At 48.8% G+C, this 14,385-nt stretch carries 18 protein-coding genes; 9 read left to right on the top strand and 9 right to left on the bottom strand.

Annotation, left to right across the window (positions count from 1 at the left end):
* Positions 1–72 precede the first annotated feature (72 nt).
* A complete protein-coding gene (locus FPE01S_RS06405) occupies positions 73–492 on the bottom strand; it encodes a Fur family transcriptional regulator (RefSeq protein ID WP_046367964.1) in 420 nt (139 codons plus the stop codon).
* Entirely contained in the window at positions 492–1,154 is a 663-nt protein-coding gene (locus FPE01S_RS06410) for an SCO family protein (RefSeq protein ID WP_046367965.1), read from the bottom strand. Before FPE01S_RS06410 ends, FPE01S_RS06405 begins: the two co-directional genes overlap by 1 nt.
* Before the next feature lie 63 nt (positions 1,155–1,217).
* Here FPE01S_RS06410 and FPE01S_RS06415 point away from each other — a divergent pair, with 63 nt between their 5' ends.
* The 5 genes from FPE01S_RS06415 (at position 1,218) to FPE01S_RS06435 (ending at position 4,739) form a co-directional block, all read left to right on the top strand.
* Positions 1,218–1,610, top strand: coding sequence for a MerC domain-containing protein (locus FPE01S_RS06415; RefSeq protein WP_046367966.1), 393 nt, complete (start codon positions 1,218–1,220; stop codon positions 1,608–1,610).
* A gap of 96 nt (positions 1,611–1,706) precedes the next feature.
* Positions 1,707–2,303, top strand: a complete 597-nt coding sequence (locus FPE01S_RS06420) for a NifU family protein (RefSeq protein WP_046367967.1) — start codon at positions 1,707–1,709, stop codon at positions 2,301–2,303.
* Positions 2,303–3,016 carry a 5-oxoprolinase subunit PxpB gene (pxpB, locus tag FPE01S_RS06425; protein ID WP_046367968.1) on the top strand — a complete coding sequence of 238 codons (714 nt, stop codon included), beginning with the start codon at positions 2,303–2,305 and terminating at the stop codon, positions 3,014–3,016. Before FPE01S_RS06420 ends, pxpB begins: the two co-directional genes overlap by 1 nt.
* Positions 3,003–3,977 carry a 5-oxoprolinase subunit C family protein gene (locus tag FPE01S_RS06430; RefSeq protein WP_046367969.1) on the top strand — a complete coding sequence of 325 codons (975 nt, stop codon included), beginning with the start codon at positions 3,003–3,005 and terminating at the stop codon, positions 3,975–3,977. The genes pxpB and FPE01S_RS06430 overlap by 14 nt, the downstream gene beginning before the upstream one ends.
* A gap of 6 nt (positions 3,978–3,983) precedes the next feature.
* The gene (locus FPE01S_RS06435; protein WP_046367970.1) at positions 3,984–4,739 is read left to right on the top strand and encodes a 5-oxoprolinase subunit PxpA; all 756 of its coding nucleotides are present in this window, start codon (positions 3,984–3,986) and stop codon (positions 4,737–4,739) included.
* Between the two features lie 55 nt (positions 4,740–4,794).
* Here FPE01S_RS06435 and FPE01S_RS06440 read toward each other — a convergent pair whose 3' ends face one another.
* Both FPE01S_RS06440 and FPE01S_RS06445 read right to left on the bottom strand, forming a co-directional pair.
* The gene (locus tag FPE01S_RS06440; RefSeq protein WP_046367971.1) at positions 4,795–5,205 is read right to left on the bottom strand and encodes an OsmC family protein; all 411 of its coding nucleotides are present in this window, start codon (positions 5,203–5,205) and stop codon (positions 4,795–4,797) included.
* Between the two features lie 49 nt (positions 5,206–5,254).
* Positions 5,255–6,376, bottom strand: coding sequence for a saccharopine dehydrogenase family protein (locus tag FPE01S_RS06445; protein ID WP_046368721.1), 1,122 nt, complete (start codon positions 6,374–6,376; stop codon positions 5,255–5,257).
* A gap of 46 nt (positions 6,377–6,422) precedes the next feature.
* Here FPE01S_RS06445 and pnuC point away from each other — a divergent pair, with 46 nt between their 5' ends.
* The 3 genes from pnuC to FPE01S_RS06460 are packed head-to-tail and all read left to right on the top strand — an operon-like array spanning position 6,423 to position 9,233.
* A complete protein-coding gene (gene pnuC, locus FPE01S_RS06450) occupies positions 6,423–7,043 on the top strand; it encodes a nicotinamide riboside transporter PnuC (RefSeq protein ID WP_046367972.1) in 621 nt (206 codons plus the stop codon).
* 13 nt (positions 7,044–7,056) lie between these two features.
* The gene (locus FPE01S_RS06455) at positions 7,057–7,596 is read left to right on the top strand and encodes an AAA family ATPase (protein ID WP_046367973.1); all 540 of its coding nucleotides are present in this window, start codon (positions 7,057–7,059) and stop codon (positions 7,594–7,596) included.
* Positions 7,596–9,233, top strand: coding sequence for an ArnT family glycosyltransferase (locus FPE01S_RS06460; protein ID WP_052955551.1), 1,638 nt, complete (start codon positions 7,596–7,598; stop codon positions 9,231–9,233). Before FPE01S_RS06455 ends, FPE01S_RS06460 begins: the two co-directional genes overlap by 1 nt.
* Here the strand turns inward: FPE01S_RS06460 and mtgA are convergent.
* The 3 genes from mtgA to FPE01S_RS06475 all read right to left on the bottom strand — a co-directional run bounded on the left by mtgA (position 9,226) and on the right by FPE01S_RS06475 (position 11,198).
* A complete protein-coding gene (mtgA, locus tag FPE01S_RS06465) occupies positions 9,226–9,909 on the bottom strand; it encodes a monofunctional biosynthetic peptidoglycan transglycosylase (protein ID WP_245623954.1) in 684 nt (227 codons plus the stop codon). The genes FPE01S_RS06460 and mtgA overlap by 8 nt on opposite strands.
* A 62-nt stretch (positions 9,910–9,971) precedes the next feature.
* On the bottom strand, positions 9,972–10,550 hold the full coding sequence (locus FPE01S_RS06470; RefSeq protein WP_046367974.1) for a hypothetical protein: 579 nt from the start codon (positions 10,548–10,550) through the stop codon (positions 9,972–9,974).
* Positions 10,551–10,559: 9 nt separating this feature from the next.
* Positions 10,560–11,198: a LysE family translocator gene (locus FPE01S_RS06475; protein ID WP_046367975.1), complete on the bottom strand. Its 639-nt coding sequence runs from the start codon at positions 11,196–11,198 to the stop codon at positions 10,560–10,562.
* A gap of 68 nt (positions 11,199–11,266) precedes the next feature.
* On the opposite strand from FPE01S_RS06475, the gene corA reads away from it, so the two are divergent.
* Positions 11,267–12,397 carry a magnesium/cobalt transporter CorA gene (gene corA, locus FPE01S_RS06480; protein ID WP_046367976.1) on the top strand — a complete coding sequence of 377 codons (1,131 nt, stop codon included), beginning with the start codon at positions 11,267–11,269 and terminating at the stop codon, positions 12,395–12,397.
* A gap of 2 nt (positions 12,398–12,399) precedes the next feature.
* Here the strand turns inward: corA and FPE01S_RS06485 are convergent, their stop codons facing one another.
* The gene (locus FPE01S_RS06485) at positions 12,400–12,843 is read right to left on the bottom strand and encodes a GNAT family N-acetyltransferase (RefSeq protein ID WP_157473910.1); all 444 of its coding nucleotides are present in this window, start codon (positions 12,841–12,843) and stop codon (positions 12,400–12,402) included.
* On the bottom strand, positions 12,840–14,363 hold the full coding sequence (locus FPE01S_RS06490) for a GH3 family acyl-acid amido synthetase (RefSeq protein ID WP_046367977.1): 1,524 nt from the start codon (positions 14,361–14,363) through the stop codon (positions 12,840–12,842). Before FPE01S_RS06490 ends, FPE01S_RS06485 begins: the two co-directional genes overlap by 4 nt.
* Positions 14,364–14,385 lie beyond the last annotated feature (22 nt).

Here is a 14,385-nt window from a genome sequence, read left to right on the forward strand (position 1 = left end):
GGGAACTACCTGTTGAATTTACAGCCATCAAAACTTTTTAAAGTGCCTGAAAAATCAGCGCCTGGGATCAATTCAACTTTTACATTCCCGGCAGATTCCGCTGACCAGCATCTCCACCTGCTGGGTCTGATAGCCAGTAGGTAGCTGGATCTGGGGGATAGTGATATCATCAAGGCACGTTGTATTGCCACAATCGCTGCAAACGAAATGAACGTGATTATCATGGTGATGGCCTTCAGCGCAGTTTTCCCGGCACAGGGCGTACCGGATACTGTTGTCTGCTGTTGGAATCGTATGAATGATCCCCTTACCAAGAAAGACCTGTAAAGTGCGGTAAACCGTCACCCGGTCGAATTTCTCGCCCGTTTTCTTTTCTATATCTCCATGGGCGAGCGCTCCGGCCTGGGATAGAAACAGTTCTAGGATTTTTACCCGGCTATCGGTCACACTGAGGCGGTTCCTCTTTAATATTTCCTGGATGGCTTGCTCCATTACTGTGGATTGTTATTAAATATACCATTGGCAAAATGACCACGACCGCCAGCTTTCTCTTTTAGCAATACAGGAATATCCGTGATAAGCTGATTGACTTCGTCTTTTTTCAGTCCATCATAAATTCGGCGCACCTGACCGTTTTTATCCACCAATGCAAAAAACTGCGTATGGATAAACTGGTCTTCAATCAGCTTATTGTTGTTTTTTGGATCGTCCAGCAGATAACTGATCCGGGCCGCCAGGTAAAGACTGTCTTTACTACCTGTCAGAAAATGCCAGTTCCCCCCATTAACCCCGAGAGAGTCCGCATATATTTTCATACGCGTTACACTGTCGGTTCCGGGATCTACAGAATGGGAAAGGATCAGGAAACCGGGCTCATTCTTATAATTGTCATAAACCGTCTTAAGGTTCCGGTTCATTTTGGGACAAATACCCGGGCAGGTAGTAAAAAAGTACTCGGCCACATAAACCTTACCTTCAGTTTGCTGGTTGCTGAAAGTCTTCCCATTCTGGTCGGTAAAACTGAATGGTTTCACTGTACTGAGCACCGGCATCGAAACTTTACCAAAACCGGGAATAAACCGGGTCATGGCGAAAAGAAATCCACCAAAAAGCACCAGGAAGAAAATGAGGTAGTATGCGGTTCGTTTTTTCATTACTGCAAAATTAAGAAGAAATATTTTGCAACAAAGTTGCATCTTCCTATTTTTGCCCCCTTCATGAGGCTAAAAATCAATTGGGACGCTTTTGGAATTGCCACTTCGGTTGCCTGCGCCATCCATTGCGCGGTACTGCCGCTGTTGTTAACCAGCCTTCCTGTTTTTGGAGTCGAAATCATTCATAATGTGTCATTTGAGTATTTTATGATACTCCTGGCAGCAGTAGTCGGTTCAGCGGCGTTATATCATGGATACCGGAAACATCACCGCAAGGCCGGGCCCCTCCTGATTTTCAGCCTGGGTATCTTTCTCCTGCTGCTGAAACAATACCTCCACGACTGGCAGCTCTGGTTTCTCGTGCCGGCAGTAGTCGCGATCGTCTGGGCGCATTTCCGGAATTACCAGCTTTGCCGCAAAGCCAACCATTGCCACGCCGCGGATTGCTCCCACTAGTCATGCGGCTCCGGCACCCCTCGCCCCCAAGATTTCCCTGAAATAGAAACAATACCCGCGGGCAATTGTTATTTTTGTACATAAATCAGTGCAGTTATGATTAAAACCGGTAATCCCGTGATCAGTATCTATACGGAAATGACTCCCAATCCGGAAACAATGAAGTTTGTTGCCAACAAACTGCTTTATCCCGGAAAAAGCATAGACCTGCCGGATATGGAAAGTGCGAAGCCTTCACCCCTGGCTGTTGAGCTGTTCGGATTTCCCTTTATCCGCAGTGTGTTCATCGCCAGCAATTTTGTAACCCTGACAAAAACACAGGAAACAGAATGGAATGATGTTATTCCTTCTATCCGCCAGTTTTTGAAAGATTACCTGGAAGAAGGCAAACCCGTTGTGAATGAAGAAGAACTTGCCGCTGTGAAACAATCCGGGGGAAATGAGGTTACCGCAGATGATGATGATGTGGTAAAACGCATCAAAGAGCTGCTGGAAAACTATGTGAAGCCAGCTGTTGAAATGGATGGCGGTGCTATTCAGTTCAAAAGCTACGATGACGGCGTAGTAAACCTGATGCTCCAGGGAAGCTGCAGCGGTTGTCCGTCCAGCATGATCACCCTGAAAGCCGGCATTGAAGGGATGATGAAAAGAATGATTCCCGAAGTGAAAGAAGTGGTGGCTGAGGCCGAATAATGGATTACACCATCCACCTCCTTTCAGAATCAGCCTGTACGGTAGTCTGGGAAGGCGATATGACCATCGGTCAGCATCGCAGGTTAGTTGGAATGGCTAACCGGATACGACAGGAAAAGTTTTCAGGATTTACCGATTGCGTCCTCGCAATCCAAAGTATAACGATCTATTTTGATCCCTGGGAAGTTTACCGGAACTCCGGTCGACCTCCCGGGGATTTTGTTTTACAATGGCTGCGGATAATGCTGCAAGAACCACAGAACAATGATTTCCGGCCATCCGCAAAGGAAAAACTGATCCCGGTTTGTTATGAGGCGCCTTATTCTCCGGATCTGCACGCGGTAGCTGTCACAACGGGCCTGACTGAAGAAGCCATTATTGAACAGCATGCGGGGAACAGCTATTATGTGTTTATGATCGGATTTACACCAGGCTTTCCCTATATGGGCTTTCTTCCCGATGGCCTTAGGGTGCCCAGAAAGGCACAACCCGAATTAAAAGTATCGCCGGGTGCGGTTGGTATTGCAGAAACACAAACCGGTATCTATCCAATGGCAACACCGGCAGGATGGCATATAATTGGGAGAACGCCATTAAAGATCTTTGATCCGGCTGCGCCGGGAAAAGGCATGTTCGTACCTGGAGACATGGTCCGCTTTACACCCGTAAATGCGGCCACATTTGCCTATCTTGATCAGCATGAAAATACTTAATGCCGGCATTTCCGGCATTCAGGATCCTGGCCGTCCGGGGTTCCGCAGCTTTGGAATTACACCTGGTGGTGCAATGGATCAGCAGGCGCTTCGGCTGACTAATCTGCTGGCCGCCAATGAGCCTTCTGCCGCAACCATTGAGATTGCTGCCGGAAATTGGGCGGCTATTGCCTTATCTGATCACCTGATCGCCGTAGGTGGCCATAATCACCAGGTCGAGATCGCCGGCAAACCTGTAGCCAAATGGCATCCACACTTATTGCAGGCGGGAGAGACTATTTCAATCGCTGCCCCCTCAGGTGGATATGCCTATATCGCCATTCACGGGGGTATCCGGTGTCAGCCTGTTCTGGGCAGCAGGAGTACTTTTGCTGCAGGTGGCTTCGGAGGCATCCAGGGCCGGCTCCTGAAAAACGGAGACCTGTTACCACTCGCTGTGTTGTCCACTTTGACTGCTGAAAAAATAATCCGGCGGATAAAAGGCCCGGCACACCGGCCATTCGGTCTCGCCGGATCCCAGTTGCCAGCTTATGACAACACGACGATCCGCATCATGAAGGGGCTGGCATTTGATCATCTTACTGAGGCCGCTCAGGCACAACTCGGTGATAATCTTTTCGAAATAACGGCGATGACCAACCGAATGGGCGCCCGGCTGAAAGGAGTCCCGCTGGCGACCCGGATACCACAGCGATCTTTCTCAACAGCAGTACAGGCGGGTACAATACAACTTAGCCCCGATGGCCAGTTGCTGGTTTTGCTGGCAGACGCACAGGTGACTGGCGGATATCCCATTATTGCACAGGTTGCAGAAGCCGACATGTCCATTCTGGTGCAAAAGCCCCGTGGCAGCAGCATCCGGTTTCAGCTGATCACCCATACCATCGCTACCGGCTTATTGCTGGATGCATCCCGGCAGATTCAGCAACTTCAAAAGGATCTTGACCTTCACCTTACCTGAAACAATATGCCCGCCATTGTAGATATCAACGCCGATCTTGGTGAGGGTCTTGCCGATGATGAAAAATTTCTCCCTTATATCAGCTCAGTAAATATTGCCTGCGGAGCCCATGCAGGCGATCATGAAACGATGGTCACACTTGTCTGCGCGGCGAAACAGGCCGGCACCGCAATAGGCGCTCATCCCTCCTATCCCGACCGGGAAAACTTTGGCAGAAAGGAACTGCAGATGGAACCTGCAGCATTGTATGACACCCTTCTTTCCCAGATCAACCTCCTGGCAGCCTGCTGCACGGCAGAAGGAGCCACTCTCCGCCATGTTAAGCCCCATGGTGCTCTATACAACCACGCAGCCAGGGACCCCCTGATTGCAGCGGTATTGGCTGATGCCGTTGCCGCAATTGATCCTACATTACTGTTATTCGGACTTGCAGGTTCAAAGATGCTGGATATCGCTGCAGGAAGAGGACTGCAGGTAGTGTCGGAAGCTTTTGCCGACAGGACGTACAACGGTGATGGCTCACTGGTAAACAGAACCCTTGATGGGGCAGTGATCACAAACAGCGCCCAGGCAGTAGCACAATGTCTCGATATGATTCGTAAAGGCTCCGTCAACACGATCATGGGAGAGACAATACCCATACAGGCTGACACCATCTGCCTTCATGGAGATCATCCCGATGCCCTTGCATTCGCCCGGATAATCAACGCTGCGCTGAAACGTGAAGGTATTTTCATTCAATCTCCGGCAGTGAAGAAATAAAAATACCTGCACTTGTCTGGTGACAGGTGCAGGTATCCATGCTTGTCTTACGTTATCAGAGCAACGTTGCTTCTGAAGTAATGTTGGTGTTGAGCACTTTTGAAATAGGACAGTTCGCTTCTGCATCCTTTACGCTCGCATCCCACTGCTCCTGGCTGATGCCGGGAACCTTTCCCTTTACAATCAAATGAGATTTGGTGATCGCACCATTCTCAAATGTGATCTGGCATTGCGTTTCAAGCATGTCTGGTGTGAAACCTGCTGCGCCGATCACGAAACTGAGTTTCATGGTAAAACATCCTGCGTGTGCTGCAGCAACCAGTTCCTCGGGGTTGGTGCCAACGCCGCTTTCAAAACGGGAGTTAAATGAATACTGCGTTTTGCTTAATACACCACTTTGGGTGGTAAGGTTGCCGTTGCCTTCTTTTCCTGAGCCGTTCCAAACGGCTGTTGCATTCCTGATCATGGTTATGGTATTTTTTGTTGAACAGTGCGGAGGTTAAAGGTAAGTAACCTTAGGACTTGCGCCAAACCACTCCTCTCGCCGCAAGGTGCCGCAAAACATAGGCAAAGCACTCATTTTTGTTGCCTACCCTCTCTGGCGGGAACACGCCCTTGCCGGTAAAAAGGCCTTCCGCAATCAGCCCGACGGCCGCTGTGCAGGTATATCCGGTGGTACGGCTCATAGATGAAATCTTTGTTGCCGGATCGTAGCGGTCCAGCATATCGTAGGTGACAGTTTTCGGTTGGCCATCCTTTTCGCCATGCAGGATCACCCGCATCACGGTAAATTCCTCATCTTCCGGCCCCAGTTTCCATTCCCTGAAAAGAACAGACGAGGAGAAATCAATTGGTCTGATGGCCTGCCCGTTAACGGTGAGGGTTTCTTCTGAAAAGAACCCCGAAGCTTTAAGTGCCTGGATCAGCTCCACATGACCCGGATATCGAAGGGTCTGTTCCTTCTGGTCAGGAATATGCGGCATGGTGAACAGCAGGCTGCGCAGTCCGTCCGTATTAAAGGCTTCGAGGGTACCGATCTCGCCGAATTCCATCAGGTGCCGCTCTGACAACGCAGGCTTGACCACGATACGACCGTTTTCCTTCAGGCGGGCGGGCCGGGTATACTCTTCGATCACATCGATCGGTGAGAATGGCGCCTTGTATTCAAATGGTTTTTTCCTGGTTTTTGGCAGTCCGCCCACATAGATCTCAAAACTGTTCAACGTCATCTGTTCATTATAATGGCCAATAATGAAGTTGCTCATACCCGGGGCCACCCCGCAGTCAGTAATGACCGTGACATTCTTTTCCCTGGCAAGCTGGTCCAGCGCCAGCGCATCTTCCGGGAAGAAAGAAATATCGACTACCGGTTTTCCCGCATGGATCACGGCCTCCAGGGTTTTGTACCCCATGAAACCGGGTACCGCCGTCACGACAAGGTCAAATTCCGCCAGCCACGAGGGATAAGCCGCATACTGTTCTAGGTCCTCCTGCCGCGTCGCGATTTCCTTTTTCCGTTGCTGAAGAAGGGACAGTGGTTGCGGGAATTTGTCGAACGCAACTACTGAATGCTTTTCCGAAAGGTCGAGGGCGATAGCACGACCAACCATTCCCGCGCCCAGTACAGCTATTTTCATACAAAACAATTTGCGGCAATCTAAAAATTCTGTTGCATTTTTAAGCATGGCGTCAGCGGTGTGGCAGCAATTCCTGGAAAATATCCGGAATACCGGGTGGATGGAATTTATTGCAGTAATCGCCGGTATCGGAAGCGTCTGGTTCAGCAGAAAGGAAAACATCCTGGTTTACCCTATCGGACTCATCAACACGACCTTTTTCGTTTATCTCAGTCTCAAGTTTCACCTGTACGGCGAAGCAAGTGTCAATTTCTATTACTCGGTGATGAGCATCTACGGTTGGATCCTGTGGTCGAAACGCGACCGCGACCATCATCACACCTTAAAGATCACACCATCCTCCGGTCAGGAATGGTTTGAACAGGTCCTCTTTTTCATGGTATGCTATTCCTTCCTGTTTGCTGTATTGACCATGTTGAAACAGGCATTTGCTGCAGCAGCGATCCCCTGGGCAGATGCCCTCGCCAGCGCCAGCGCTTATACAGGAATGTGGCTGATGGCAAAGAAAAAAATTGAAAGCTGGTACTGGTGGATCATTACCAACATTGCATCTATACCGCTTTATTTTGTAAAAGGATTAGCCTTTACTTCCTTCCAGTATGTCATCCTGCTGGTCCTCGCTGTTTCCGGACTGTTTTCATGGCAAAAGAAGTTTAAGGTTCAGTAACTTTCCGGCTTCTATGTTGAAAAAGATCGTTGTCATAGGTCCGGAATCCACCGGCAAGAGCACTTTATGTGAAGCGCTTGCCCGAACCTATAATTCTCTCTGGTGCCCGGAATACGCGCGGGAGTACCTGGTGAAAAACGGCAAGTACTACAAGTATAACGACCTGCTCACCATTGCAAAGGGACAACTGAAAATGGAAGATGATTACGCTGCAAAAATGATCGACAGAAAGGTGCAGCCACCGTACCTTTTTGTCGATACAGATATGTACGTGATGAAAGTATGGTGTGAGTATGTTTTTGAGAAATGTCACACCTTTATTCTCGATGCCATTGCCACCCGGCCCTATGATCTGTACCTTCTATGTGATATAGATATCCCCTGGGCAAAAGATGAATTACGCGAGTACCCTGATCTCGAAGTCCGCAAGCAGCTTTTCCTGATGTACAAGGACCTCCTGGTCAACCAGCCTGTTCCCTGGATCACAGTCAGCGGACCCCTTCAGGAACGCATCGCAACCGTTAAAGAATCGATTACGCAATTATTCTCATAATGACTTCACCGATTAAAAAAAATGCTTTGTCCTGGTTCTTCGGGGCCTGGCTGCTCATCGGCTTGCTTCAGGCAGCATTCACCCAATTGCTGGATGATGAAGCCTATTACTGGGTGTATTCCCGCTTCCTGGACTGGGGCTATTTTGATCATCCGCCGATGATTGCAGCCCTGATCAAAACCGGCTACACTGTATTCCACAATGAACTGGGTGTGCGGCTTTTTATGGTGCTGATGAGCACGGGCAGCCTGATGATCATGTACCGGTTACTACCGGTAAAGGATGACATCCTCTTCATGTACCTGGCCAGTTCGATGGCGGTGTTTCAGATCGGCGGTATTCTGGCGGTACCCGATATTCCGCTTACCTTTTTCACGGCTGTGTTCTTCCTGCAATACAAACGTTTTCTTGAAAAAGATACGATCGGTAATGGCCTGTTACTGGGATTGGTAATGGCGTTGATGCTGTACAGCAAGTACCATGGTATCCTGGTGATCTTTTTCACCTTTCTCAGCAACCCTAAACTGTTGTTGCGGAGAAACGCCTGGGTGGCAGCGATAAGTGGCATACTGTTGTTCCTGCCGCATCTCTGGTGGCAGGCGCAGCATGGATTCCCCTCTGTAGGATATCACCTGAAAGAAAGAAATGCACCTTCCTACCGGCTCACCTTCAGCATTGAATACGTCCTGGGACAATTACTCCTGGCAGGGCCGCTGATCGGGTGGCTGTTGTTTTATGCAACAGCGCGGAAGAAACCTGCCGACCTCTTTGAACAATCACTCCGGTATACCGTGATAGGATTCTACCTGTTTTTCCTGGTCAGCACCTTGAAAGGAAGGGTGGAGGCCAACTGGACGGTACCTGCATTGATCCCGCTGATGATCCTGTCTCATGCATGGCTTTCCGGCAAGCCACTATCGGTATGGGTAAAACGACTCTGGCTGCCTGCTTTAATCGCCATTTTCCTTCTGCGGATCTACCTGGTAACCGACATCAGCTTCCTTACCAACCGCTTCCATGATGAAATGCATCACAACAAAACCTGGGCAACAGCAGTTCAGAAGGCCGCTAATGGAAAACCCGTCGTCTTTTTTGACAGTTACCAGCGTCCGTCGAAATACTGGTTTTATACGGGTGACACCGCATTCGGACTCAACACTACCCGCTACCGCCGGAACAACTATAATTTCTGGCCGATAGAAAAGTCCTTCCAGGGGCGGGACGTGTTTCTCGCAGATAAATTCCTGGCGAATGATTCAGGCGCTGTGGAGATTCCCAATAACCGGGAGCCGATGGCTGGAAAGGTTTTTAATGATTTTACGTCTGCATCCGGAATAGATATCAGTCCTAGTCAGGGGAAACTGTATATCCGGAAAGGCCGTCTGGAAGATTTTGTTGCTGTCATCAAGGGCGAAACAGGTTCCGAAACTTATGTGCTTGATATATTCGAAGGGGATGACCCGATGGTAAGGTTGCCACTGAAACACCAAAAGAAAGCCGACGGTTCATTTTCATTTTCTTCGGACACCGATATGAACATTTCTCCAGGAAAATACCGCGCCAAGATCGGCGTATGGTCGGGCATACCCGGAATAGCGAGCCAGAACAGCCGCGCACTGGAGATCATCATTAATTGATGATCTTCTGGATATCAGGATCAGCCGCAAGGATGGTCATCTGTTTTTGAATGACCACCGAACGGTACAACACATATTTGCTGGCGGGACTCGCAAAGAACTTTTTGGGATTCGGCAGACAGGCCGCAATCCGTGATGCTTCGGCCCGGCTCAGGTTCGCTGCTGATTTATGAAAGTAATGCCGGGATGCTGCTTCAATGCCAAATACTCCCGGACCCATTTCTATAACATTCAGGTAAACTTCAAGGATCCTTTTTTTACCCCAGATGTGCTCAATCATGAATGTAAAATAGGTTTCCATGGCTTTGCGGATCCAGCTCCTGCCCTGCCACAGGAATACATTCTTGGCTGTCTGCTGGCTGATGGTACTTGCGCCATGCACGCGGTTCGGCTTCCTTTTGTTGTAATCCATTGCCTTTTCAATACTCTTCCAATCGAAACCGCTGTGATCGGCAAACAGCTGGTCCTCGGAAGAGATTACCGCAAGCCGGATGTTACGGGACATTTCCGAGCGGTCTACATAGTCCCGCTTCAGACCATACCCCCGGAACCAGTCGCCCAGTTGTGTGAATGTAAAAGGGGGATCGACCCACCGCAGCAGGATAATATAGAGGAGTTGCGCAACAAAAAGAATCAGGAAGAATTTTTTCAGGAATCTCCAGGTGCGGGGTATCAAACCTTTTGTTTTCACTTAGGATGTTGACGTTTTAGGCGTCCGCAATATAGATAATTTGACCATCACTGCGGGGTAGTCATCTTCACATAGGTGATCACATATTTTTTCCCTTCTTTTTCCTTTTTGTGATAAATCCGGTTCAACACAAAACCGCCTGCCGCCACGCCCAGCGCAATACCGAGCGACTTCATATTATCCGGGTCACTGAGGGGCTCATCGAGATAAGCGCCATTGATCACATTCAACAGCGCATAGCCGGCGCCACCGATCATGAAAATGCTGCCGTTTTTTACAAATTTCCAGCTTTCCTTTTTGTCCGGATATATGCTTCTGATTTCAGTATAATGGAGTTTGTGGATATAGTATCCCACCGTGTCAACTTTTGAAGTACCCAGTGTCGTGATATAAGACTGAATATTCCATTGCCGTATAAACACGGAATCATTCCTCACTGCATCAACATATCCGTCGATACGTTGCCCGGAAACATGCAGAAAGCCGATGGGACTCCCCGGAAAATATACCCCCACGTGGCGGCCATTTTTCTTTTTCAGCGCGATATAATCACTCATGGTATTCGTTTGCGCGAATGCCGTCATACACAGGGCCAGGAAAATCACCAGGCTAATGGACTTACGCATGTTGTTGTTTTAAACTTTATCCGATAAAAAAGCCACCCCCCAGAAAAGCGCAAAGCCAAAACCAATCAGGATAAGTCCCGATATCTTGTTAATAACAGACAGGTTATGGAGCGTAAGCTTTTTTCTTAATTTTTCGGCCATCAGCACCTTCAGCACATCCGCCACAATATTCACGGCTATACACACTGAAAAAATAATGATCCGGTCAGTCAGGCTGTGGGTGATGGAAAATGCCGTAGCATTCACCAGCCAGAACAGTATAACGCTGGGGTTCAGGGTATTGATCAGAAAGCCGGAAGTAAAGATCTTAGCCACATCCCGCTTCCGGAAACGCTGCTCTTCTCCCTGCTTTTCCATCGACAGCTTCACTTTCTTCCAGAATACATAATAAACCCCCAGCACAATAAGGAACACACTACCCACATAGCCGATGGTCTTTTTATAGGCAAGAAGGGCCGATACCCACTCCGAAAAAGCATTACTGAGAAACACCAGCAGGATGTCGCTGACCCAGACGCCGGCAACAAAACTCAATCCGCCTTCTTTCCCGTTGTTGAGACTTTGTTTGATAATAGTGAAAATGACAGGTCCGACCGATATAGCAAGAAAACTGCCCAATGCCAATCCTTTCCAAATTGCTTCTGTCATAGTTGGTCTGCGGGCATAAAAATAATGATTACCAGCTCATGGCAAGATTTCAATAATTTCATATTGTCATGATCCAGAAATCAATAGACAGGACTATTACCCGCCAGGGCAAGCGTTACCTGAGATACCTGGGATTAAAAAACCTTTTCGGCACCAATCGGACCAAAGAGATTTTAAACGTTAATCCTACCATTCCACCCCATCGGGAAGAAGCAGGTGAGGTCAGGGCATTCGTCTATGACTATGACGCCCAGCACCTCGAAGTGCACGATTGTGACAAGGTTGAACCCTGTTTCCGCTTCCGGCACAGCAACCGCATCAGCTGGATCAATGTTGACGGCCTCAGAAAAGCCGATGTGGAAGCTGTCTGCAATCAGTTTGGCATCCACCCCCTGCTGATAGAAGATATACTGAGCATCAACCAACGGCCTAAGATGGATGAGGTGGAAGGTGTATTGTTCTGCCTGCTGAACATGCTTTACTTCAACGATGCAAAAGGCACCGTAGAACAGGAACAGATCAGTATTGTGCTGGGAAAGGACTTCGTCATCAGCTTCCAGGAAGACGCCTCACGGGATGTTTTTAATCCAATCAGGGACAAGCTGAAACTGTCCACCTCCAAAATCCGGCAGCGCACTGCGGACTACCTCTGCTATGCCATGCTTGATCTCATTGTGGACAATTACTTCATCGTGATGGAAAAGCTCGGTGCAAGAATAGAGGACCTGGAAGAACAGGTGATCCGCAACAGCAATAACCGCGCACTGGCCAGGATAAGCGCGCTCCGGAAGGAGCAAATCGTGCTGAAACGGAATATTGCGCCGGTAAGGGACCTGATCAACGGCATTATCCGCAGCGAGAGCGATTTGCTGGATGACCGCACCACCAAATACTTCAAAGATATCTACGACCACATCATGCAGGCCTATGATCTCAGCGAAAACTATCGCGATATCATGATCAACATGCAGGACCTGTACATCAATAATGTGAACCTGAAAATGAACGAGGTCATGAAGGTGATGGCCATTGTGACCTGTCTCATGGCGCCGGCAACAGTAATTGGTGGAATTTTTGGAATGAACTTCGACAAGATCCCCTATCTGCATAATGATTACGGCTTTTTCATTGCCGTAGCCCTGATGCTGGCGATTCCTATTTATATGTTATGGCTGTTCAAAAAACGAGGCTGGTTCTGATATCATTTAATATCGAACCGGTAGAACAGGTCGTTTTCCTTTAACCAGCCTTTCTTTTCGTATAAGGCCTGGGCGGGAATATTGTCCGGGGCTGTTTGCAACAGCAGCCAGCCCGCACCCTGATCGGTTGCCATGGAAACGGCTGCATCCAGCAGCCTGGAAGCGATGCCTTTACCGCGGCTGGCTTCCGCCACAAAGAGATCGTTCAACAGCCAGGCCCGGCGCATGGAAACGGAAGAAAAAATAGGATAGAGCTGGCAAAACCCTTTCAGCTCACCTTCTTCTACGGCGATCAGCAATGCAGATTCCTTTGCCTTCAGGCGATCCGTCAGAAAATCCGTTGCACCCTGGAGGTTGGACTTCTGGTAGTAGAACTGACGATACTGGTCAAACAAATAGGCAGCTGCGGGAGCATCTTCAACTTCAGCCAAACGAATAGTGATCATATTTTGTTGTTTATAAACGTCTGCCAGTCCTGCAGCATATTGCCTTTCAGTACGCGGGGGAATTTGTGCTGGCCACCGACCTTTCCTTTGGAAGCGAGGAAATCCATAAAAATATGTTCCGGCAGCACCTGAAGTTTTACTTCTTTCAATGCGCTGGTTCTTTCCACTGCATAATCATCATTGAGCACCTTCAGGTGCTGATCGATCTTACTGCACAACTGGTCAGCATCAACATGATCGTCAGAGGCAACATACCACTGATGCGCAAAGAAAGTTCCATGGGGAATCCCGGCAACCGTAAATTCCGGAACGGAAACATTCATTTCTTCTGACGCCAGCTGAAGGGCACGGTTCATGTTATCCACACTGAGGTGCTCTCCCACAAGGCTGAGAAAATGTTTTGTTCTGCCGGTGATAATCACTTCACAGCGATCAACATCCGTAAAGCGAACCGTATCGCCGATCAGGTAACGCCAGGCACCCGCAGAAGTGCTGATGAGGATCGCATAGTCACGCCCTTCCTCCACTTCATGGATCATACAGGGTTCCGCAGAGGGCAGCATATTGCCTTCTGCATCGAAGTTTTCATCATCAAACGGAACAAATTCAAAAAATATATGGTCGTTGATGGACAACTTCATGCCCTTGGCATACTGCCGGTCCTGGTAGGCGATGAATCCTTCCGATGCCAGGTAGGTCTCTATATATGTCAGCGGCTTTGCAAGCAGTTTCTCAAACCCTTTCTTATAGGGTTCGAAGGAAACACCTCCATGTACAAAAAAAGAAAGGTTCGGCCAGATATCGTGAATACTTTTCAGCTTATACCTTTCGATGATCTTTTCCATACACATCTGGATCCAGGCCGGTACACCCACCACAAAACTGATATCCCAGTTCGGCGCCTGCTCAACGATCTCATCCAGCTTGTCGTTCCAGTCGGTCATTTTCGCGATCTTCTTGCCGGGCTTGTAAAACGGAGTAAACCAGAAGGGAACTTTTTTAGCCGTGATACCGCTGAGGTCGCCGGCATAGTAGCCGCGGCCTTTCTGAAGTTGCGTGCTTCCGCCCAGCATGAGCCATCCCTTGCCAATATTGCTGTAATGAATGCCATCATAATGACGCAGGGAAAGCAACTGCTTGATCATCACCACGCGGTTGCCTTTCAGCAGGTCTTCGGTGATGGGAATGTATTTGCTGGCTGATTCGGAAGTACCGGATGACAGCGCGTAATATTTGATCTTGCCGGGCCAGCAGATATCCGGCTTTCCCTCGAGGGTCTTATGCCACCATTCTTTATAAATGGAATTATAGTTATAAGTGGGAACGAGTTGCTGAAATTTCTTACCCGGATGACGGCTCAGCATGATCTCGTCAAAACGATAACGCTGGCCAAACTCGGTAAAGCGGGCTTTCTTCAACAGTTTCTTCAACACCTTGAGTTGCTGCCGGCGTGGAGAACTTGCCGGCAGACGCAATGCCTTCGCAATCGTTTTGGGCAATGAAATTTCAATCAGCGCCATGCTGTGTCTTGTGCTTTAGGTA

This window comes from Flavihumibacter petaseus NBRC 106054, assembly GCF_000974785.1.
Classification (GTDB): Bacteria; Bacteroidota; Bacteroidia; order Chitinophagales; family Chitinophagaceae; genus Flavihumibacter; species Flavihumibacter petaseus.

Bases quoted from the DNA above. Each gene is read 5' to 3' on its own strand.
- pxpB (WP_046367968.1), top strand. From the start codon at position 2,303: ATGGATTACACCATCCACCTCCTTTCAGAATCAGCCTGTACGGTAGTC.
- FPE01S_RS06410 (WP_046367965.1), bottom strand. From the start codon at position 1,154: ATGAAAAAACGAACCGCATACTACCTCATTTTCTTCCTGGTGCTTTTT.
- corA (WP_046367976.1), top strand. From the start codon at position 11,267: ATGATCCAGAAATCAATAGACAGGACTATTACCCGCCAGGGCAAGCGT.
- FPE01S_RS06440 (WP_046367971.1), bottom strand. From the start codon at position 5,205: ATGATCAGGAATGCAACAGCCGTTTGGAACGGCTCAGGAAAAGAAGGC.
- FPE01S_RS06435 (WP_046367970.1), top strand. From the start codon at position 3,984: ATGCCCGCCATTGTAGATATCAACGCCGATCTTGGTGAGGGTCTTGCC.
- FPE01S_RS06455 (WP_046367973.1), top strand. From the start codon at position 7,057: ATGTTGAAAAAGATCGTTGTCATAGGTCCGGAATCCACCGGCAAGAGC.
- FPE01S_RS06405 (WP_046367964.1), bottom strand. From the start codon at position 492: ATGGAGCAAGCCATCCAGGAAATATTAAAGAGGAACCGCCTCAGTGTG.
- FPE01S_RS06490 (WP_046367977.1), bottom strand. From the start codon at position 14,363: ATGGCGCTGATTGAAATTTCATTGCCCAAAACGATTGCGAAGGCATTG.
- FPE01S_RS06445 (WP_046368721.1), bottom strand. From the start codon at position 6,376: ATGAAAATAGCTGTACTGGGCGCGGGAATGGTTGGTCGTGCTATCGCC.
- FPE01S_RS06420 (WP_046367967.1), top strand. From the start codon at position 1,707: ATGATTAAAACCGGTAATCCCGTGATCAGTATCTATACGGAAATGACT.
- FPE01S_RS06485 (WP_157473910.1), bottom strand. From the start codon at position 12,843: ATGATCACTATTCGTTTGGCTGAAGTTGAAGATGCTCCCGCAGCTGCC.
- FPE01S_RS06415 (WP_046367966.1), top strand. From the start codon at position 1,218: ATGAGGCTAAAAATCAATTGGGACGCTTTTGGAATTGCCACTTCGGTT.
- FPE01S_RS06460 (WP_052955551.1), top strand. From the start codon at position 7,596: ATGACTTCACCGATTAAAAAAAATGCTTTGTCCTGGTTCTTCGGGGCC.
- pnuC (WP_046367972.1), top strand. From the start codon at position 6,423: ATGGCGTCAGCGGTGTGGCAGCAATTCCTGGAAAATATCCGGAATACC.
- FPE01S_RS06430 (WP_046367969.1), top strand. From the start codon at position 3,003: ATGAAAATACTTAATGCCGGCATTTCCGGCATTCAGGATCCTGGCCGT.
- FPE01S_RS06475 (WP_046367975.1), bottom strand. From the start codon at position 11,198: ATGACAGAAGCAATTTGGAAAGGATTGGCATTGGGCAGTTTTCTTGCT.
- FPE01S_RS06470 (WP_046367974.1), bottom strand. From the start codon at position 10,550: ATGCGTAAGTCCATTAGCCTGGTGATTTTCCTGGCCCTGTGTATGACG.